Origin of the sequence: Salinisphaera dokdonensis CL-ES53, from assembly GCF_040361215.1 — a bacterium.
GTDB classification, from domain to species: Bacteria; Pseudomonadota; Gammaproteobacteria; order Nevskiales; family Salinisphaeraceae; genus Salinisphaera; species Salinisphaera dokdonensis.
Genome location: NZ_APND01000005.1, coordinates 317,825 through 336,206 on the forward strand (window position 1 = coordinate 317,825; position 18,382 = coordinate 336,206).

At 63.0% G+C, this 18,382-nt stretch carries 17 protein-coding genes; 10 read left to right on the top strand and 7 right to left on the bottom strand.

Annotated features, from left to right (window positions below; genetic code table 11):
• Window positions 1-56: 56 nt before the first annotated feature.
• A complete protein-coding gene (locus SADO_RS16105) occupies window positions 57-725 on the bottom strand; it encodes a TIGR04211 family SH3 domain-containing protein (RefSeq protein WP_353113227.1) in 669 nt (222 codons plus the stop codon).
• A 220-nt stretch (window positions 726-945) separates the two neighbouring features.
• Here SADO_RS16105 and SADO_RS16110 point away from each other — a divergent pair, with 220 nt between their 5' ends.
• The 7 genes from SADO_RS16110 to SADO_RS16140 all read left to right on the top strand — a co-directional run bounded on the left by SADO_RS16110 (window position 946) and on the right by SADO_RS16140 (window position 7,187).
• On the top strand, window positions 946-1,740 hold the full coding sequence (locus SADO_RS16110; RefSeq protein ID WP_353113229.1) for a TatD family hydrolase: 795 nt from the start codon (window positions 946-948) through the stop codon (window positions 1,738-1,740).
• A 113-nt stretch (window positions 1,741-1,853) separates the two neighbouring features.
• Complete coding sequence (locus SADO_RS16115) at window positions 1,854-2,123, top strand: ElaB/YgaM/YqjD family protein (protein WP_353113231.1); 270 nt, start codon at window positions 1,854-1,856, stop codon at window positions 2,121-2,123.
• Between the two features lie 3 nt (window positions 2,124-2,126).
• The gene (locus SADO_RS16120) at window positions 2,127-2,600 is read left to right on the top strand and encodes a hypothetical protein (RefSeq protein WP_353113233.1); all 474 of its coding nucleotides are present in this window, start codon (window positions 2,127-2,129) and stop codon (window positions 2,598-2,600) included.
• Between the two features lie 193 nt (window positions 2,601-2,793).
• Entirely contained in the window at window positions 2,794-3,606 is an 813-nt protein-coding gene (locus SADO_RS16125) for a hypothetical protein (RefSeq protein WP_353113235.1), read from the top strand.
• Between the two features lie 2 nt (window positions 3,607-3,608).
• Window positions 3,609-4,637 (top strand): extracellular solute-binding protein, encoded by a 1,029-nt coding sequence (locus SADO_RS16130; RefSeq protein WP_434547918.1) that lies wholly within the window; start codon window positions 3,609-3,611, stop codon window positions 4,635-4,637.
• A complete protein-coding gene (locus tag SADO_RS16135; protein ID WP_353113237.1) occupies window positions 4,634-6,142 on the top strand; it encodes an ABC transporter permease in 1,509 nt (502 codons plus the stop codon). Before SADO_RS16130 ends, SADO_RS16135 begins: the two co-directional genes overlap by 4 nt.
• Window positions 6,143-6,155: 13 nt before the next feature.
• Complete coding sequence (locus tag SADO_RS16140; protein WP_353113239.1) at window positions 6,156-7,187, top strand: ABC transporter ATP-binding protein; 1,032 nt, start codon at window positions 6,156-6,158, stop codon at window positions 7,185-7,187.
• A 39-nt stretch (window positions 7,188-7,226) separates the two neighbouring features.
• Here SADO_RS16140 and SADO_RS16145 read toward each other — a convergent pair whose 3' ends face one another.
• The 3 genes from SADO_RS16145 to SADO_RS16155 all read right to left on the bottom strand — a co-directional run bounded on the left by SADO_RS16145 (window position 7,227) and on the right by SADO_RS16155 (window position 11,818).
• Window positions 7,227-7,907: a Fe2+-dependent dioxygenase gene (locus SADO_RS16145; RefSeq protein ID WP_353113241.1), complete on the bottom strand. Its 681-nt coding sequence runs from the start codon at window positions 7,905-7,907 to the stop codon at window positions 7,227-7,229.
• A gap of 9 nt (window positions 7,908-7,916) precedes the next feature.
• Window positions 7,917-10,205: a TonB-dependent receptor gene (locus SADO_RS16150; protein ID WP_353113243.1), complete on the bottom strand. Its 2,289-nt coding sequence runs from the start codon at window positions 10,203-10,205 to the stop codon at window positions 7,917-7,919.
• A 362-nt stretch (window positions 10,206-10,567) separates the two neighbouring features.
• Window positions 10,568-11,818 (bottom strand): MFS transporter, encoded by a 1,251-nt coding sequence (locus SADO_RS16155; protein WP_353113245.1) that lies wholly within the window; start codon window positions 11,816-11,818, stop codon window positions 10,568-10,570.
• A gap of 245 nt (window positions 11,819-12,063) precedes the next feature.
• Here SADO_RS16155 and SADO_RS16160 point away from each other — a divergent pair, with 245 nt between their 5' ends.
• Window positions 12,064-12,387, top strand: coding sequence for a thioredoxin family protein (locus tag SADO_RS16160; RefSeq protein ID WP_353113247.1), 324 nt, complete (start codon window positions 12,064-12,066; stop codon window positions 12,385-12,387).
• A gap of 323 nt (window positions 12,388-12,710) precedes the next feature.
• Window positions 12,711-13,031, top strand: coding sequence for a hypothetical protein (locus tag SADO_RS16165; protein ID WP_353113249.1), 321 nt, complete (start codon window positions 12,711-12,713; stop codon window positions 13,029-13,031).
• A gap of 75 nt (window positions 13,032-13,106) precedes the next feature.
• On the opposite strand, the gene SADO_RS16170 is transcribed toward SADO_RS16165, so the two are convergent.
• The gene (locus SADO_RS16170; RefSeq protein ID WP_353113251.1) at window positions 13,107-14,747 is read right to left on the bottom strand and encodes a class I adenylate-forming enzyme family protein; all 1,641 of its coding nucleotides are present in this window, start codon (window positions 14,745-14,747) and stop codon (window positions 13,107-13,109) included.
• Between the two features lie 384 nt (window positions 14,748-15,131).
• The gene (locus SADO_RS16175) at window positions 15,132-15,548 is read right to left on the bottom strand and encodes a GFA family protein (protein ID WP_434547919.1); all 417 of its coding nucleotides are present in this window, start codon (window positions 15,546-15,548) and stop codon (window positions 15,132-15,134) included.
• A gap of 555 nt (window positions 15,549-16,103) precedes the next feature.
• On the opposite strand from SADO_RS16175, the gene SADO_RS16180 reads away from it, so the two are divergent.
• On the top strand, window positions 16,104-16,880 hold the full coding sequence (locus tag SADO_RS16180) for an SHOCT domain-containing protein (protein WP_353113253.1): 777 nt from the start codon (window positions 16,104-16,106) through the stop codon (window positions 16,878-16,880).
• Window positions 16,881-16,912: 32 nt separating this feature from the next.
• Here SADO_RS16180 and SADO_RS16185 read toward each other — a convergent pair whose 3' ends face one another.
• On the bottom strand, window positions 16,913-17,566 hold the full coding sequence (locus SADO_RS16185) for a hypothetical protein (protein ID WP_353113255.1): 654 nt from the start codon (window positions 17,564-17,566) through the stop codon (window positions 16,913-16,915).
• Between the last annotated feature and the right edge of the window lie 816 nt (window positions 17,567-18,382).

The window sequence follows — 18,382 nt, forward strand, 5'->3', positions numbered from 1 at the left end:
GAGGCTGTACGCCACCAACAACGGCCCGGAGGCACAGTTGCATGGCGGCGTTCGTCTTACAACGAATCCCAGCTGCTGCCTTTGCGCTTGCGACGGAACAGCGGCAGCACGAGGCCGATGATGATGCCGCCGATCATGATCAGCGCACCGATCTTCATCCCATCACGACGGCTCTGAAGCGCCGCATTCTCGTGGCGCAAGCGCTCGTTCTCGCTCCGCATCGACAACAGTTCCTCGCGGAATTTCTCGTTCTCGTTGCTGATACGCACAGCATCGGCCGAGGTTTCACGCAGCTGCTGGAGACGCGCTTTCAGGTCCTCATTCTCACCCTGCAGCGACGTCTTGGTCTCGGAGAGCTCTTCCGAGCCGCTACGAACCTCTTCGATCTGTTGCTTGAGCTCTTCGTTCTCTTTCTTGAACTGCTCGGTCTGCTCTTGCATCGTCGCGATGCGCGTACGGGCCGCCGCCTGCTCGGACAGGAAACGCGTCAGCACATAGCCGGTCGAGCCGTCGGTGGTGCGCACCTGCGTCCAGCCATTCGCTTCGGATAGCGTGGTCAGCCGTTCGCCCGCGTTCAGCAGTTCACTGATGCGATAGCCCGTACCCGGCCCGCGACGCATGTTGATCGACAGTTCGTCGCTGACATAGCGGGTAGCGGCCGTGGCCGCCGTGCTGAACATCATGAGACCGATGAGGCCGGCGATCAGCCCGTTTTTGTAACGCATGGGAGGCCATCCACTCTGGTTGCGGCACGGTAGGCCGCGCCTGTCTGAAACTAGGCACGGCAATCGACAAGCACGCGAGTGTAGCAAACCCCCGCGCGGCTTCGACCACTGTTTTCAAACGCCGTGCGATCAAGGCCCGACAAGGGCTGACGGGTATCGCCGCTGCATCCGAATCGGACGCTCGCTAGACTGTGCGCCGACATTCGACCACGACAGAGTCATGCAGCTGACCGACATCGGCGCCAACCTCGCACACGAAAGCTTCAGCGACGACCTCGACGACGTGCTCGAGCGTGCGCGAAAAGCCGGCGTTACCCGCCTGGTGGTGACCGGCAGCGACCTGGAAAGCAGTCGCGCGTCACTGGATCTCGCCCAGCGCTACCCGGACCAGTGTTTCGCCACCGCTGGGCTGCATCCGCATCACGCGACCGACTGGGATGCGCCGCTGGAGAAGCTCATGCGCGAATCGGCCGCGGCGGGTCGCCTTGCGGCCGTCGGCGAAATGGGGCTGGACTTTTTTCGCGACATCTCGCCGCGGGCGGCACAGGAAGAAGTGTTCGCCGCGCAGTTGGCCGTGGCCTGCGACTACCAGCTGCCCGTTTTTCTCCACCAGCGTGAAGCCCACGAGCGTTTTCTGCCGATCCTGAAGGAGCACATGGCCGATCTGCCGCGTGCCGTGGTTCATTGCTTTACCGATAGCGGCGACGCGCTGGACAGCTATATCGAAGCCGGCTGTTATATCGGCATCACCGGTTGGGTCTGCGACGAACGCCGCGGCCGCGACCTGTACGAGAACGTGCCGCGCATTCCCGACGACCGGCTGATGATCGAAACCGACGCGCCCTATCTCATGCCAAGAACCATTCGCCCGAAGCCCAAGACGCGTCGAAACGAACCCGCGAATCTTCCCTGGGTCCTGGAAAGCGTCGCCGCGGCGCGCGACCAGTCAGTGGAAACGGTCGCGGCGCTCACACATGCCAATGCCGGACGGTTTTTCAACCTCGACAGCGCCTAGCCACAGCAGCGACACGCCCGAATGGCCGCGCCGACACCACGCGCTAATACCGATAGTCGTCGAGCGAACAACCCGTTATGCTGGCTGAACAATCACGACTACCGGGAGAACCCATGAGTCAAAACGCCGAGAACGAAGCCCTCAAGAAGGATATCGAGCAGCTGCGTAACGACCTCGCGGCGCTGGCCAAGAGCTACAAGGCCGCCGGCGAACGACAGGCCGAGGCCGGTCTGGACTCTGCCCGCGGCAAGTATTACGAGCTTCGTGACGAAGCCTCGCGCCGGACGCAAGACGTCGGCAGCGAAATCGAAGCCCGACCCTTCACGAGCGTTATGGCCGCGTTCGGCATCGGTCTGGTGCTGGGCAAGCTGCTCGGCCGCTAGCCGGTGGGCATCAAGGAAAAGCTCATCAAGGTGATGAGCCTCAACGTCGTTCTCTGGATGTTGATGCTGCTGGTGCTCAGCGGTCTGCTGCTCTGCGCGGGCGGCGTCTATCTGCTGCTTGCGGCACAGATGAGCCAGGTGCAGGCACTGTTGATCACGGGCGGCGGTCTGATCGCGATCGTTGCGCTGCTGCTTCTGGTCGCGGTGCTGGCCTCTGCTTCACCGAAGCAGAAGCCGGAAGAGAAGAAGAACGTCGAGCACTCGACCGACAATGTGATCGAGCAGCAGCTCCGCCCCCTCCTCGGCAACCAGACTACCGACTGGGCAAAACGCAATAGCGGCATTGTCACGATCGGCGCGCTTACAGCCGGCGTGCTTATCGCTGCCAGCCCGCGTCTGCGTGCGGGCTTGATGGGCGCCGCCGGGCCATTGGCAACCCGTCAGGCGATGAAGTACATCGATCGTTTGTCGGACTGAAAGAGACGGGCTGGCGAACTGCGCCGGCCCGCCCTCCTTGCCACGTCAGTCGACGGCGTAGCCACCAGGCGCTCACCGCGAGAGCGCGGACCCACCCTGATCATTCCCACCGCAGTAGCTAAGCGGGCGCGGCCCTTGGAATAGGAATGAGTATCAGTTAGATTTGTAACTTTCCAGCCTACCCAATACTCCCATGATCGCTATTCCCACCCGTTTCGCGCGCACTGCGCTGCTCGTCTCTATTCTGGCCGGGCTCTCAGCGACCGCACACGCCCATGGCGATATCGATCAGGTCGAGGATCTGCAAGCACATATCAGCGATTACGAAGCGGAAGTTTCGTCGATGAGCGAAACCGTCGACGGCATCGTCGCCGACTATGAATCCGGCGACGCCGTCGCCGACCGTGTAGACGCATTGGTCGAGACCTGGGAAGAAGTCGAATACCACGAGGCGGTCGAAACCCACGCGATGGCGCTGTACCCGCCGATCTGGATCGCCCTGGGCGGGCTGCGTGAAGCGGTCGAAGAGCAGGACGCGAAAGCGCAAGTCGTCCAGTGGCAGCAGCGTCTCGATCAGGCGCTCCATCAGGGCATCGGCGCGCTCAAGCTTGCCGCCGTCCAGCAAAAGAACGGCATGAATGCCAGCGCCGCGACGCACCAGAATGCGGCTGACGAAGACGACGACCGCCCCACGATCACCATCATTCAGGACAACCTGCAGACCGTGTTGCATCACTACGAAGACGGCGATGCGGAAGCCGCAGAAACACTTTTGCATCAGACCTATATGCAACGCTTTGAAGGTATCGAAGGAGATTTGATCGAGCGCGACGCAGATCTTGTCACCGACCTCGAGAAAGACTTTAACGCCACGCTCCCGCTGCTGATGGAGAAAGAAGCTTCCGCAAACGAGCTGAGCGCTGAAATCGAGAAGATGAACAGCAAGCTCGACCGCGCCCAGACGCTGCTCGACGAAGCCGCGCAGGACCAGAGCTCGGTGTTCTAGCAATGATCGATCGGCGCACGCTGCTCAAGAGCGCTGCCGCGCTGGGCCTGCTCGGCCCGGCGCGTGTACTGGTAGCGGCCGATGCCGGACCGCAGGCCGAGTCGGCCGACGATCTGCCGCCGCTGGTCGGCGAGCTCAGTGTCTATCTGGGTCGCGGCGAAGGTGGTCTCTATGACGACATCGTCACGGCCATCCGCAAGCGCAACCCCGAGCTCGAACTCAACATCCGGCGCGCACCGTCGGCCGCGCTCGCCAACACGCTGATCGCCGAAGCCAAGGCCGGTGTGCGTCGCGCCGACCTGTTCTGGTCGATCGATGCCAGCTCGCTCGGCGCGGTAGCCGCGGAAGGCGTCAGCCAGCCGATCCCGGATTCGATCCAGCGTCAGATCAAGCCGGATTTTCGCTACAAGGAATGGGCCGCCATATCTGGACGGTTGCGCACCCTGCCCTATAACCCGACTCGGCTGAACGCGGATCGCATCCCCGACGACGTCATGGCGTTCGCGGATACCGATCTGAAAATAGGATGGGCGCCGGCCTACGGCGCGTTCCAGTCGTTCATCACCGCGATGCGACTGCTCGAAGGCGAGCAACGCACCAAACAGTGGCTGCTCGGGGTGAAGAAGCAGGCCAAGAGCTTTGCCGGCGAGTTGGGTGTGGTGATGGCCGTAGCCCGCGGCGAGGTGGATCTCGGCTTCGCCAATCACTATTACACGCTGCGGCTTAAACAAGGTAAGCCGGACGCCAACGTAAAGCTTGCGCTCACCAACGACGATGCCGGCAGCCTGGTGAACAGCTCGGGTGTGCTGTTGCTCGATAACAAGCCCTTGGCGCGGAATTTCCTTCGCTATCTGCTCAGCCAGGAAGTGCAGTCCTATCTTGCCCGGGAAGCCTATGAAATCCCGATGGCGCCTGGCGTAGCGTTGCCGGAAGGGCTTCCGAACGCCATCCATCCACCGAGTCTCGACCTGACCCAGCTGAGCGACCTGAAACCCACGCTGGACCTGCTGCGCGAAACACGGGTGTTATGACGCGACAGCCGTGGTCGTATGTGCCGGCGGCGCTGATCGCCGCCGCAGCCCTCGCGCCGGTTCTGGTACTCGTCTACATGAGTATCGGCGCCGATCTCCTCTTCGACGGCCGCACTTTCGAGATCGTACTCAACACCGTGCTGCTCGCCGTGCTGACCGTGACCGGCGCTGTGTTGATTGGTGTGCCGCTGGCGGTGGTCACGACGTATGCCGATTTGCCCTTTCGCCGGGTCTGGGTTGCGCTGCTGGCCGCACCACTGGCGATTCCGAGTTATCTCGGCGCCTTCGCGTTCTTCGCCGCGTTCGGGCCTGGCGGCGAGATCGAAACCCTTACCGGCATTGCCACGCCGCGCGCTGAAGGACTGATTGGCGCGTCGCTGGTAATGACGCTCTATACGTATCCCTTCGTGCTCGTCTCCACCCGTGCGGCACTGCAAAGTCTCGACGCCAACGTGGTGGATGCCGCGCGCACTCTCGGCCTGACGTTGCCCGCCGCGATGTTCCGGATCGTACTGCCCCGGGCGGCAAACGGCATCGCCGCCGGCGCGCTGCTGGTGGCGCTCTATACGCTTTCGGACTTCGCCACGCCCGCGATCATGCATCTCGATACTTTCACGCGCATGATCTACGTCGACTACCACGCGTTCGGTCTGGATAGCGCCGCGCTCATGTCGCTGCAACTGCTCGCGCTGGTGGTGATCGTGCTGTTTTTCGAGTCGCGTATACGCGTGCGCCGCGAGCGGCCCGGCCGCGTACTTCAGCTGCCCTTGAGTCGCGCCGTGAACAGTACCGCGTTCGCCCTCGCCGGCGTGGTCGTGCTTGCCGCTATCGTGCTGCCGGTCGCCGTGTTCGGGGCCTGGCTGGTACGCGAAGGCGTGGTCGGTTTTGAACCACGCTACGCGCTCAATTCCGCTTACGCTGCGCTGCTCGCCGCACTCGGTGCGGTGATTGTGGCCCTGCCGGTGGCCTATGCGGCGTCTGCCGGATGGTTCGGGCGGCTGTGCGAGCGCATCACCTATCTCGGCTTCGGCATTCCGGGCATCGTGATGGGTACGGCCCTGCTTTATCTGGGCCTGCGGCTACCCCTGCTCTATCAGACACTGGCCCTGCTGGTACTGGCCTATATACTGCGATTCCTGCCGCTGGCCGTGGGCGCCGTGCGCTCCAGCACCGAACGGGTCGAAAACAACCTGGTGGGCGCGGCACGCAGCCTCGGCGCCACACCGGGCGAGGTGTTCAGGCGCGTGAGCCTGCCGCTGATACTGCCCGGCATCGTGGCGGCGGCCGCGCTCGTGTTCCTTGAAGCCATGCGCGAGCTGCCGGCGACGCTGCTGCTGCGCCCGACCGGATTCGATACGCTGGCGACCTATCTGTGGCGGGTTTACGAGGCAGGCCACCTCGGCCGCGGCGCGGTACCCGCGCTGGCACTCGTGCTCGTCTCGGGCGTCGCACTGGTGCTCATGCTGTCGGGTGAAGCCCGGCGCCGACGTCTGACCGCGGGCTAGCAAGGGATTGACGATGCTGGAAATACACAACCTGTGTGTGCACTACGGCGACGCCACGGCCGTGCGCGACCTCAGCCTGACACTCGGCGACGGCGAGATCCTCACCCTCGTTGGTCCCACCGGCTGCGGCAAGACGAGCGTGCTGCGTACCGTCGCAGGGCTGATCCAGCCTGCCGCCGGCGAGATCCGGATCGGCAAGCTGCGTATCGACAGCAAGCGCAACGTGCCGCCGGAGAAACGCCACGTCGGGCTGGTGTTCCAGGATTTCGCCCTGTTCCCGCACCTGAACGTCGAGGACAACATCGCCTTCCGGCTCAAGGATCGCGCACCGGCCGAGCGCTGGCTGAAACAACTTGGCCTGGAACAACATCGGCACGCCATGCCGGATACGCTGTCCGGCGGCCAGAAGCAGCGCGTTGCCCTCGCCCGCGCGCTGGCCCACGCGCCGGCACTACTGCTGCTCGACGAACCGCTGGCCAGCCTCGACGCGGCGCTCAAGGCCCAGCTGCGCTGGGAGATCCGCCAGGCGCTCAAGGCTGCAGGCGTGCCCGCGATCTGGGTGACCCACGATCAGACCGAAGCACTCTCGGTCGGTGATCGCATGGGCATCATGTGTGACGGCCGGCTGGAACAGATCGATGAGCCGGATGCCTGTTTTCGCAAGCCGGCGAGCCGTTTCGTCGCACACTTTCTTGGCGATGCAGCTTTCCTGCCCGGCGAGCTCGGCAGCACGCATGTGCATACCGCGCTGGGCGATGCCCCGATCGGCGACGTCGCGCATTCGCCTGACACACGAGTCGATGTACTGGTGCGCCCGGACGATCTCTCGGTGACCGCCGCGAACGACGGTAACGGCCATATCGAATGGAGCCGCTACGAGGGGGAAACGCGCCTCTACGGCGTACGCCTGAACAGTGGCGCCCAACTGCGCGTACGCACCAACCACGAGCACCAGCTGGACGATGGTGCCGCGGTGGATACCCGCATCTGTGCCGGGCATGCCCTGGCCCTGTTCGAACCCGAACGCCCGACCGGCTCGGCCTAGAAGCAAAGCACCGAAAGTTCGCGTTTAAAGCGCTATGGCTTAAACGTCGGCCCAGCGCCGCAACAGGTTGTGATAAGTGCCGGTCAGGCTCACCAGCGACGGGTGCTCGGGGACCGACAGCGTGAGTTGCTGAATCGCCTGATCCATATCCCAGAGGATGCGTCGTTGGCCGTCGTCGCGAATCATGCTCTGGATCCAGAAGAACGCGCCCATGCGCCGCCCGCGCGTGACTTCGGTGACGTGGTGCAGGCTACTCGCCGGATAGAGTACGAGATGGCCTGCCGGTAGTTTGACCTTCTGGGTGCCGAAGTTGTCCTCGATCACCAGTTCGCCGCCGTCATATTCCTCCGGCCCGGCAAAGAACAGCGTGGCCGACAGGTCGGTCCGGATCCGTGCCCCGCTCTGGCGATGCTGGCGGATCGAGTTGTCGATATGCGCGCCGAAGCGGTGACCCACGCCGTAGCGATTGAACAGCGGCGGAAATACGTGCTGCGGCAAGGCTGCCGCCATGAAGGTCGGGTGCGACGACAACGCCTGCATGATCGCGCCGCCCACCTCGCGGGCGGCGTCGCTTTCCTCGGGCACCTGTTCGTTGCTCTTGGCCCGCGCGGACTGGTGGCCGGAGGTGACGTTGCCGTCGACCCACTCGGCGGCATCCAGCCGCGCACGACACTGCGCCAGATGCTCGGGCGAGAGCACGTCGGGAATGGTGATCAGCATCGCGTGCGCCTATTCGAAGATGAAGTCCGCGGAGAGCAGCACCTGACGGCCCGGCCCCTGCGCCGCATAGTGCGAACTGTACGCCTTGGTGTAGTACGTCTCATCGGTCAGATTGAGCACGTTAAGACGTAGCCGCGTCGAGGGTGAGACCTGCCAGGACGCATTGGCATCGAAGCGCCAGTAGTCCGGCACGCGCTTGGGCGGCTCGGATGACAGGCTGCCGAAGACCTCGTCGACATAGGTCGCGCCGCCACCCACGGCAACGTTCGACGTGACCGCATAGTTGGTGAACAGGGTGAAACTGTGTTCCGGCACGTTCGGCAGCTGCTCGCCTTCGGCCACGTTCTCGAAGCCGCCTTCGGTAAGCTCGGAATCGAGATAGGAGTAACCACCGAAAACCTGCCACCTCGGGGTGATTCGCCCGGACAGGCCGAACTCGACGCCCTGCACCCGGGTTTCGCCGGCATAGGAATACTCCTGATCGCCCGCGCCGGTCTGGATATACGCGTTGTCGCGTTTCAGATGGAACGCCGCGGCGGTGACCAGCAGCCGCTGGTCGAACAGCTCCCACTTGGTGCCGATCTCGAAACTGGTCGTCTCTTCGGGATCGAGATTGGTGTTATCCGGCGTAAAGCCGCGACGACCCACACCACCGGCGTCCGGCGCGTCGCTGTCATTGCCGGCCAGCGGCGCCGGCGTGGTGCTGGTGCCATGCGAGAAATAGATCGAACCCGCCTCGACCGGTTTGTAGACCAGGCCGACCTGGTAGTTCACGAAGCTGTCGCTCGCATCGACATCACTGCCCGGTGCCGAGGGCGTATGCGCTTCGGTCTCGTAGTGGTCGAGACGCAGACCGGCGCTGACCAGCCAGTGCTCGTTGAGCTCCATCGTGTCGAAGCCGTAGATCGCGGCAACGTCGGTCTGGTAATGGGTCGGGTCGCCCGCGCGTTCGATGGTGCCCTGCCAGTCGTCGTAGGGCTCGGGATCGTAGAGGCTCGTGCAGTCGCCGTTGTCGCGCAGCAGCTGGCCGAACGTCAGACCGGTCGCCGGGTCCACGTCGGTACTGCTGCAGTCCGAGCCGAAGGCCGCGGCGGCGCTGGTCACGTTGTAGGAGTCCGAGCGGCGTTTCTCGCGGCTGAGCTCCAGACCCGTGGTGAAACTGTGCGCAAATCGGCCCGTGTTGAACTCGCCCGACAGATCGAGCTGGTTGGCGAAGGTTTCCGTCTCGCTCGCGCGTTGCTTCACCGAGCGATAGACGAAGCCATCCTCGACGTTGCCACGCGAATCATCCGGATTGGTCACGACGTAATCGTTGGTCGACTGCCCGACGCGGCTGACGTTGCGCAGCCGCAGACTGTCGTTGAGCTCGTGCTCGACGATGACCGTGCCGATATCCGTCTTGGTCTCGCGGAAGTCGCGACTGAGCAGACCGTAGAAGTTGTCCGAGTCCACGCCCAACGTCTCGGTCACCGGCAGGCCAGTCGAGAGATCATAGGGAATGCTGTAGTCGGGCGTGCCCTTGTCGGTGAGGTGGTAGTAATCGAGCGTCACGCGCGTGGCCTCGCCGATGCCGAAGGCCAGCGACGGCGAAATGCCGTACTTGTCGTAGTCGACATCATCGCGCCCCGGCACGCCGCTGGACTCGGCCAGCACGCCGACACGAAAGCCGGCCTGTTCGCCGAGCTTCCAGTTCTGATCTACGGTGGCCCGGAACTTGTCTGCCGTGCCGACGGTGAAGCTGCCCTGGGTAAAGTCGGCGAACTTGGCCGTCTTGGACACCAGGTTGATGCTACCGCCACCGGAGCCGCGACCGGCATAGACCGAATCGGCGCCCTTGACGACTTCCACCGCTTCCAGATCGAACACGTCGCGGCTCTGGTCGCCGATATCGCGCACGCCGTCGACGAACAGGTTGGATGTGGAGTTGAAACCGCGGATCACCGGCCGGTCGGCAATCGGCTGGCCGCCCTCGCCCGCGAGGAATGTAATGCCCGGGACCTGGCGCACCGCCTCCTCCAGCGACGTGGCACCGGAGTCACGCATCACTTCCTCGGTGATCACGGTCACCGACTGCGGCGTGTCCCGCAGCGGCGCCGTGTACTTGGGTGATTGCATCTCGCGGGCGCGATAGCTGCCGACTCGGTTGCCGTCGACCGCGATCGGCATGAGCTGCAGGATCGCGGACTCGGTCTGCGGCGTTTCCGGCTGCTCGGCGTCGTTGGCCTGTGCCCGCGCGAGATGCGGCACGGCATAGACGGAAAGAATAGCCGCCGTAATGGCGGTGCGGCGAAATGTCATGTGCCCCCCAATCGAAGCGATGTCGGATGAATCAGCCCGCTCAGGCCGCATCCAATCGCTGGGCTGGCGCTGCCAGCCGCGCTTCGTTCCCCTGAGTTATCCATTTGTTTTAGCGCCCGTCCGGACGTCCTAATGACAAACGGCCCTATCCGCAGTTGCGAATCATTCGCATCTTATATCGCAACAAGCACAGGAGCGCAAACCCGCCCTTGCGAACGACGAGCGCAGGCCATCGATCCACCAGGGTTTTCGCGGGCTATACGTTAGGTCGGATCGTGCGCAGGCTAAGCCCGGGGCGGCCAAACCCGCTTACGTTCCGCATGTGGGCATGGTCCGGACCAGGCGGCAGATACGCGCTCGCGTCAGCGCGTTCGCCCTGTGTGCTCAGCTACGGCCGGTTCGTCTGCCGGGCCGAGCCGGGTCAGGCGCCAGCTCAAGACCGCGCCGGCGAGAATGATCGCGGAACTCAGGCCGAAGGTGAGACGGAATTCTTCGGTCGAGCCGATCAGCCAGCCTGCCGCCGCCGGCCCCAGGAGCTGGCCGGCTGCGAAGAAGACGGTCACATAGCTCACCGCCAGGGGCGCTTCGTGGGGCGTGACTCGCTCGGTCGATGCGGCCAGAGCGGACGTGAACATGCCGGTTACGCACACACCCAGAATCACGAAGTGCGCGACAAACCCGGCCAGCGTCGGCCACAGCACGGGTATCACGGTGCTGACGAAGGCCATGCCCATCGCCAACGCCAGACTCTGGCCACGGCCCAGGCGATCCGAAACGCTGCCCCACAACGGTCCGAACACGATCCCCAGAAAACCCATGAACGAGGCCATGAAACCGGCAATTTTGGGGTCCACGCCCTCATCCAGCGCGAAGCTGAACATGAAAATCGCCTGCACGATGTAGGTCATACCGATAATGCCGTAGACCATCCCAACCGTTATCACATAAGGATTGCGGAATACGGCACGACGTACAGCCTGGCGCCGCGCGGCGGCCGTCTCGCCGGCGGCCGCTGCCACATCGGGACGCGGCGGGTTATGCAGGAAAAGTACGGCGCCCACGAAGGCAAGCACGCCCACGGCGCCGAACAACGCCCAGACCCAGCGCCAGCCGTCGTCGCCATAGGCTTGGCTGAGATAGGGCACGACCCACCCCGCGCTCATCATGCCGGTACCCACACCGCTGTTCAGCAAGCCGATAACCAGCCCCCGCCGCTGTGGAAACCATGTCGCGATGAGCGAAATGAGCGGCGTATAGGCAAATGCCGTCCCAAAACCGAGCATCGTCATCAAGACCAGCAGCTGCCAGTAGGCGGTCGCCACGCTCAGCCCGGCGAAACCGACGATCACGAATATCAGCCCAAGCAGGATCGATATGCGCCCGCCCCGCCGCGAGGCCAGTGCCCCGGCCACCATCACCAGCGCGAGATAACCTAGCGCCGTTGCGGTACCGAGATTGCCGGCCTGCTCGTAGCTCAGACCGAGCGATTCGCGCATCGGCGGCAGGATAAGCCCGAAGGACAGACGCGCTAGTGCGACCGTGACCAGCGTCACCAGCACGCCACTGGCAATCGTGAGCACCGACGAGAGCTTCATCTTTGCCATCAGTGCCATGCCCCGCAACGGCCGGCGCGGTTTGCGCGCGACGCGCGAGCGGCATTCGTAACGATCATCACTATCCTTGTATCTGCAACTACTATGATCTTATCCGGTTTGGCGCGGATGTGGGCGTATCCAATCGCGCGGCAATTCCGTGATCGCGCCCGACATCATGCAGTAGACACGAGCGTTTTAAGGCACGCTAGCGGATAAAGAACGCCCCGGCCGGATACCGGATCAACGCTAACCTAGGAAGCGCCATGAGCCAGAACCTTGCCGACACCACCGACGCCGAACTCGAAACCCTGCTTGCCAGCGCCGAAACCCCTGTCCTGGTCGAGTTTCATGTACCGAACTGCGCCTATTGCGCCCGTCTCGAACCGCTGCTCGCCGACGCGGCACAGACCTACGCCGATCGCCTGACCATCGTTCGCATGGATGCCTCGACGAACAACACCCGGCCGCAATACGGCCTGGGTGGCACGCCCATGCTGGTGTTGTATGTCGATGGCGAGGAAAAGGTCACCAAGACCGGCGCCATGCGCGAACCGCAGCTGCGATCCTTCCTCAACGCCTACGTTTAGGGCCTGTTGCTGTTTCACACGGCCCCGCGTTGCATCCCAAATCGCGTCAGACAAGGCGCAGGGCGCCGGCCTTGGCATTCCAAGGCCAAGTCCTGCAACGCCGGATGGCGTGATTTTGGGCCGCAACCCTCCGGGACGATGGCCATTTCCCCGCAGTACGGCGTTACAGCTCGCTCATGTAGCGCGGCTACACGACGCACGCTGCGTATTGTCTTGCGAAAAAATGGCTTTCGGCGCGGTGTCGCGTGAAGCGGCAACAGGCCCTAGCGGGCAACACGTTTGTCGCGGTTGCGCATGGCGGTATCCAGGCCGGATACTCGAGCATGCTGTTTCCACTGAATGCAACCGAGGTATTCATGCTCAGGACCGTCACCCTCGCCGCGCTTGTCACCGGCAGTCTCGCGCTTACCGCCTGCGGCGGTTCGGACCATCCCAAGCATCCGCCCCAGGGCAAGCATGGCGCGGTGGTCATGCCGGCCGCGTCGCCGTCGATTCACTTCAAGGTGAACGACGCCAACGGGAATACCATGGATTTGATGATCGAATGCGGCGCCGACACCTCGCTCAAGCAATGTGCCGAGGTCAATCAGAACATCATCGACAAGGTGACCAAGATCCGCAGCGAGAACGCCAAGAAAAACTAGCCGCGGCCGCAAGCCAAACCGCAAAAAAAAGGCCGGCGTCCACATTGGGCGCCGGCCTTCCTGTTTGCGCGGCGCCTAGTTGCGTAGCGCCTTCTTGTCGACCTTGCCGACCGGCGTGAGCGGAATCTCGTCGATGACGTGGATCTGCTTGGGCACCTTGTAGGGCGCCAAGTGCTCGCGGCAGAAGGCCATGATCCGTTCCTTCACTTGATCCTGCGGCTGCGACTGGGCCTCCGCAGACAGCTGGACATAGAGATTGACCTGGTCATTGCCGGCACGCTCCGCGTCGGGCTTGCCGATGACGGCCGACAGATCGATTTCATCCATCGCCTTGAGCGCGTTCTCCACCTCGACCGAGAACACCTTGTAGCCGCCGACGATCAGCATGTCCTTGCTGCGGTCGCAGATGGTGAAATAGCCATCCGCGTCACGCTTGGCGATGTCGCCGGTATAGAAGAAGCGCTTGCCGTCGAAATCACGCAGTGCTTTCGCGGTTTCCTCGGGCAGGCCGAGATAACCGCCGAACACCTGCGGCCCGTTGGCGATCAGCTCGCCCGGCTCGTCGACCGGCATTTCCTCGTCGCCCGTTTCCGCATCGACGATGCGGATATCCGTGCCCGCCAACGCGACGCCGATGGTGCCCGGCTTGGCCTTGCCGAGCGGGTTCATGGTCAACAGAGGGCTGGTCTCGGTAAGGCCGTAGACCTCGCAGAACTTGCCCCGCCCGATGATGGCCTCGATCTTGGGAATCAGTTCCGCCGGCATCGGCCCGGCGCCGGACACTGCGATCTTGAGATTGGAATAATCGACCTTCGCGAACTCCGGCTCGCCGAGCAGCATCTGGTACAGCGTCGGCACGTTGCCGAAGAACGTCGGCGGGTGCGCCTGCATCGCCTTGCAGAACGACTTCAGATCGCGCGGATCGGGCACCACAATCAGCTTCGCCCGGTTACGCAGGCCCATCAGGCACACGCCCAGCCCCGCGACATGGAAGTACGGAAAGACCGAAGCGAACGTCTCGGTGCCCACTTCGTAGTGCACCATCGCCTCGCTCTGCGCGGCGTTCGACTGCGTGTTGCGCAGCGTGAGTTCCGCGCCCTTAGGCTTGCCGGTGGTGCCGCCGGTGTACTGGATGAGCACGACGTCGTCCATCGCCACTTCGCTGGACACGCGCGTGTCGTCCGCACCGTTGATGGCCGGCCAGAATTCGATGAGGTTGAGCTGCTGCGTGCTCGGCAGCTTGAATTTGGGCACCTTCTTGAGCAGGTGCGCCAGCGTCTTCTTCCAGCCCGGCAGGAAATCGATCGGCGAGCAGACGATCGCGGCCTTCAGGTTCGGCAGCTTGCCGTCGTTGGGGCCAAGCGCTGTTTCGTACAGGCGATCGAGCGTCACGAGGAAACGGATGCCCGCATCCTCCACCTGGTACTTAAGCTCTGGCGCGGTCAGCAACGGCGACACGCCCGAGGCGGCACAACCCAGTTTCGATGCCGCGACCAGCGCGATGACGTACTGCGGCGTGTTCGGCAAATGACAGCCGACGACGTCCCCGCGCCCCGCGCCGAGGTCCTTTAACAGATTCGCAAAGCGATTCGCCCAGCGATCCAGCTCGCCGTAGCTGATCGACACCCCGAGATACTCGAGACACGGCGCGTTGGGCGCGGTCTTGGCATGAGCTTCGATGGTCTGCGCCAGCGACTCGGCGTCGACTTCGGGCATGGGTGCTACGGCAGGTCGCGCGTTCGTCGACGCGCTGGATGCAAATTCATCCGGGTTGGTCGCCATGACTCCTCCTCCAGAGTGTGGGCTTGTTGTAATTATCTCGTGGCGGATGATTTATATGTATAAGTCACGTTTATCGTAACTATTCGAAACCGCCTTTCGTTTCGAGTTTTGGCTGTACGGCGGCCTACGTCAAGCATCTATTTGCACACGGCTTTCAGCGACCTGCCGAGCGCACGCCAGCGGATCAAGCGGCTGTATAGCTAAAACGGGATGACGTGTCGAAAAGCGACCAGCGAACCCACCCATCCCGAAAACCGTTGCGGGCTTCTCGCCGGGATCGATTCGGCGGCCGGCATGGTATGCCGACAAACGCAATATCTAGTCGTCGCCGAAGGGCGGCAACTCGAGATAACGCGGGAGCGTGTCCGCAAACTCGGCCCAGGCGAGATGGCGGGAATGCCAATAGTGAAGCTGCGGGTGGATGGCGTCCGGGTCGTCCAGACTGCCGATCGAAATATCGATCAGCTCCGGCAAAAAGCTCGCCGTAAAACTGATCTGCGTACCGCAATCGGCACAGAAGCCGCGCTGCGCTTCATCGGAGGAGGAAAACTCACGGAGCGGCTGGCCCGAGAACACCACCTGCGATTGCGCGCACAAGGCCCATGCCACGGCCGGCGCCGAATGTGCCCGGCGGCACATGCTGCAATGGCATATGGCCGTCATCATCGGCTCGCCCGTTACGCGGTAACGAACTGCGCCGCACTGACAGCCGCCTTCGAACTCTTCACCTGCCATCGCCACTCCCCTCTAGACCAGAAGACCGACACAGGCACCGCCAGCACACCGGACTACGCACGCCCGAATATGGCGCGTGCGCAGTCCGAGCATGCCGCAGCAGGCCCGGGAATCGTCGGCACTCATCGTCCGCCGACGCCCCAGGCTTTGACGTACGTCGCTACATGACGCCCAGGAAGGAAAGCACTGCAACGACCACGACCACGAGGCCGATCAGATAGATGATGTTGCGCATTTTTTGGCTCCAATATGCGTAATACGATCACGGCGTCTGTGATCAAGCTCGATCGTATCACTAGCCACACAAGAAACGACGAATTTTCAACCGTGTGCGGAACACACGCTAACTGCGGTCCGCAATGCAGCCGATGCGGCATGGGCCGGAAGTCCACCGCCTGCACCGGGCCTGGACGTTACTAGTCTATCCATGCCCGAGATAAATCACGGACTTGGTCTGTGGAAATACGGCCCTAGTTTCCTTGTCACGGGCAAAAGCCAAGGTCTCGAACTCGAGCGTTCTGCACCGGAAACTCCCCACACGATGTCGTCCCAGCCATGACCGATACCTTCAACGAAACACGCCTGGCCGCCCTCGCCGAACAATACGGCTTCAGCGAAGCGGCAGTACGCCACTTGTTCGAGGCCGTGACCGAAGGCGGCGGCGACATGGCGATGTTCGATCACGACGAATTCCACGGCCCCGGGCAGTGGATGCGTGGCGGCTTGATCATGACGACCACCCCCGGCGACCGCGTGCTTAACAACGCGATCGAGTCACTGTGCAATCGCCTCTCGGCACTGCTGCGCGCACAACAGGTACAGGAGCAGCCGGGCCGAAAAAGAATCAGCCCGACGGCGCGCGCCTGGGATACCAGTGCGGCACCCCGGCAACGCTGGTGGCCCGCCGAATGGGGCGACCCGGTCGCCACCGGCCAGGCCGACGATCTGGCCTATGCCTTCTTCGACGATGCCGCGCGTCTGGCCATTCAACACGGCCACGATGTCGATCTTTACAAGACAGCGGATCATCACATCACCGGCATCTCCCAGGCACAGCAGGGCCCAACCGGGAGTCTGGTTTTCACCACACCGTTCGGCGAACTCGAGCTGGCGCAGTTGGAACGCTGTGATAGCAGCAGGCAAAACGCCGACGGCCCGACCCGATCCGACCGAATGGCCGACAACGGCGAAAACTGCGCCGACGCGAGTTCAACACAGAGCAGTACCGAGATACTGGATGCCATCAAGGAACTCGGCGCCCTGCACCGCGACGGCGTGCTGACCGACGAAGAGTTCGCCGCAAAGAAACAGGACCTGCTGCAAAGGCTCTAGAGCGACACGTCTTGACCGTCGCGCCTGAATGCCTATTCGCTCTGCCCGCTGCGCCGCCGCATACGCGCCAACAGCCAGGCAACGAGAATCGCCAACGCGCCGCCGATGAACTTGAGGATGTTGTCCCATACCACGGCCCAGACCTGCAGAAGATGCCCGACGATCACGCTGCGCTGATTCACCTCGACGGTCACGCGCAGGGTGCGCGCCGCCTTGGAGATCCCGGCGCCCTTGCACTGAGCATTGTCGTAAAGCATCACCCGCGCACCCACCGGGAACGTGCCGCTGGCCTTCGGCACGATCGCGAACTGCAGTTCGGAACCGCTGGGGTGAACCTTCACGCATTCCGAATGAGCCGGCTCGACATCGAAATCCGGCGCAAACGGCGTAACGACCGACCAGTCGCCGAGTGCCGGCATCACCGCATCGTCCGACACCATATGGGCCGGTACATCGGCGCTTTGCGATTCGTGCCCGATCCACACGCGCAGCTCGCCCGCCGGCCCCGGATGCGACAGCGACTTGTCGACCGCCAGCGTTGCCTTGTAGCGGGTCTGGGCCACGAGATCACGCGGAACAGACTCTTCTGATCTCGCCGTGGCCACGGGCTGTGGCAGCGCCTCGACCACCGCGACCTCTGCAGCCGGCACGGGGACGGGCGCCTGGCCGGTCGCGTCTTCCGACATCGATACTGCTTCGGCCGGCGCCTCCGCATCGTTGGCCTGCTCCGAGCACGCGCTCGTGCCAAGCAGAAGCACGAAAAGATAAACCCAGAATAGCGGGCCCCGGCTTCGATTCATCCGTCTCCCCTCCAACGGACTCGGCCGGGCACCAAAAGCGCCTACGCCGCTTCTGATCGATTAAAGCACAGGCTTCAGGCGCTGTCGTCTGCCTACAACACCCTTCGAGGCTAAACGCAAAAATTGCTATTCGGCCCAGTATGGAGGTCGACGTATTATTAATCGGGGAGTGAATCCGAAATTTCAGACACACAATGTAAGACCTTACCGCCGCTATCGTGCGCATCCGACGCCCATGCGCTACCCAACGAAAAAAGCGCCCGAAGCGTTGGCCATTGCAGCCGTTACTTCGGGCGCTTCTATCTACGGGCCGTGTCGGCAGCCTTTAGTCGGTGGGGCTTAAAAATCCCGGCACGTACTGCTGTGCGCTAAACATCGCGCCGACAATTATCGTCTTACAGGATGCCCGCAAACGACAGCACCGCGACCACGACGACCACAAGGCCGACGAGATAGATAACCTGATTCATGACAACTCCCTGATGCGATTGATGTAGCTCGACGAAATACTATCATCGGCTGCGCTGAGCCACGACGATTATCATCCCCATGTCGGGCTGCCAGGTGCGGTCGATCAGGCCAAGTGAAAGGCACTCGGTCAAGCGGTGGACGGGGCAACCATTCCTCACCGCACGTCGCTGCTATGCACGATTCAAGACCTCGCATCTTGAAGATGCCGACAGAAATCGAGACGCTAGTCTC

Bases quoted from the DNA above. Each gene is read 5' to 3' on its own strand.
- SADO_RS16105 (WP_353113227.1), bottom strand. From the start codon at position 725: ATGCGTTACAAAAACGGGCTGATCGCCGGCCTCATCGGTCTCATGATG.
- SADO_RS16110 (WP_353113229.1), top strand. From the start codon at position 946: ATGCAGCTGACCGACATCGGCGCCAACCTCGCACACGAAAGCTTCAGC.
- SADO_RS16115 (WP_353113231.1), top strand. From the start codon at position 1,854: ATGAGTCAAAACGCCGAGAACGAAGCCCTCAAGAAGGATATCGAGCAG.
- SADO_RS16125 (WP_353113235.1), top strand. From the start codon at position 2,794: ATGATCGCTATTCCCACCCGTTTCGCGCGCACTGCGCTGCTCGTCTCT.
- SADO_RS16130 (WP_434547918.1), top strand. From the start codon at position 3,609: ATGATCGATCGGCGCACGCTGCTCAAGAGCGCTGCCGCGCTGGGCCTG.
- SADO_RS16135 (WP_353113237.1), top strand. From the start codon at position 4,634: ATGACGCGACAGCCGTGGTCGTATGTGCCGGCGGCGCTGATCGCCGCC.
- SADO_RS16140 (WP_353113239.1), top strand. From the start codon at position 6,156: ATGCTGGAAATACACAACCTGTGTGTGCACTACGGCGACGCCACGGCC.
- SADO_RS16145 (WP_353113241.1), bottom strand. From the start codon at position 7,907: ATGCTGATCACCATTCCCGACGTGCTCTCGCCCGAGCATCTGGCGCAG.
- SADO_RS16150 (WP_353113243.1), bottom strand. From the start codon at position 10,205: ATGACATTTCGCCGCACCGCCATTACGGCGGCTATTCTTTCCGTCTAT.
- SADO_RS16155 (WP_353113245.1), bottom strand. From the start codon at position 11,818: ATGGCACTGATGGCAAAGATGAAGCTCTCGTCGGTGCTCACGATTGCC.
- SADO_RS16160 (WP_353113247.1), top strand. From the start codon at position 12,064: ATGAGCCAGAACCTTGCCGACACCACCGACGCCGAACTCGAAACCCTG.
- SADO_RS16165 (WP_353113249.1), top strand. From the start codon at position 12,711: ATGCTGTTTCCACTGAATGCAACCGAGGTATTCATGCTCAGGACCGTC.
- SADO_RS16170 (WP_353113251.1), bottom strand. From the start codon at position 14,747: ATGCCCGAAGTCGACGCCGAGTCGCTGGCGCAGACCATCGAAGCTCAT.
- SADO_RS16175 (WP_434547919.1), bottom strand. From the start codon at position 15,548: ATGGCAGGTGAAGAGTTCGAAGGCGGCTGTCAGTGCGGCGCAGTTCGT.
- SADO_RS16180 (WP_353113253.1), top strand. From the start codon at position 16,104: ATGACCGATACCTTCAACGAAACACGCCTGGCCGCCCTCGCCGAACAA.
- SADO_RS16185 (WP_353113255.1), bottom strand. From the start codon at position 17,566: ATGTCGGAAGACGCGACCGGCCAGGCGCCCGTCCCCGTGCCGGCTGCA.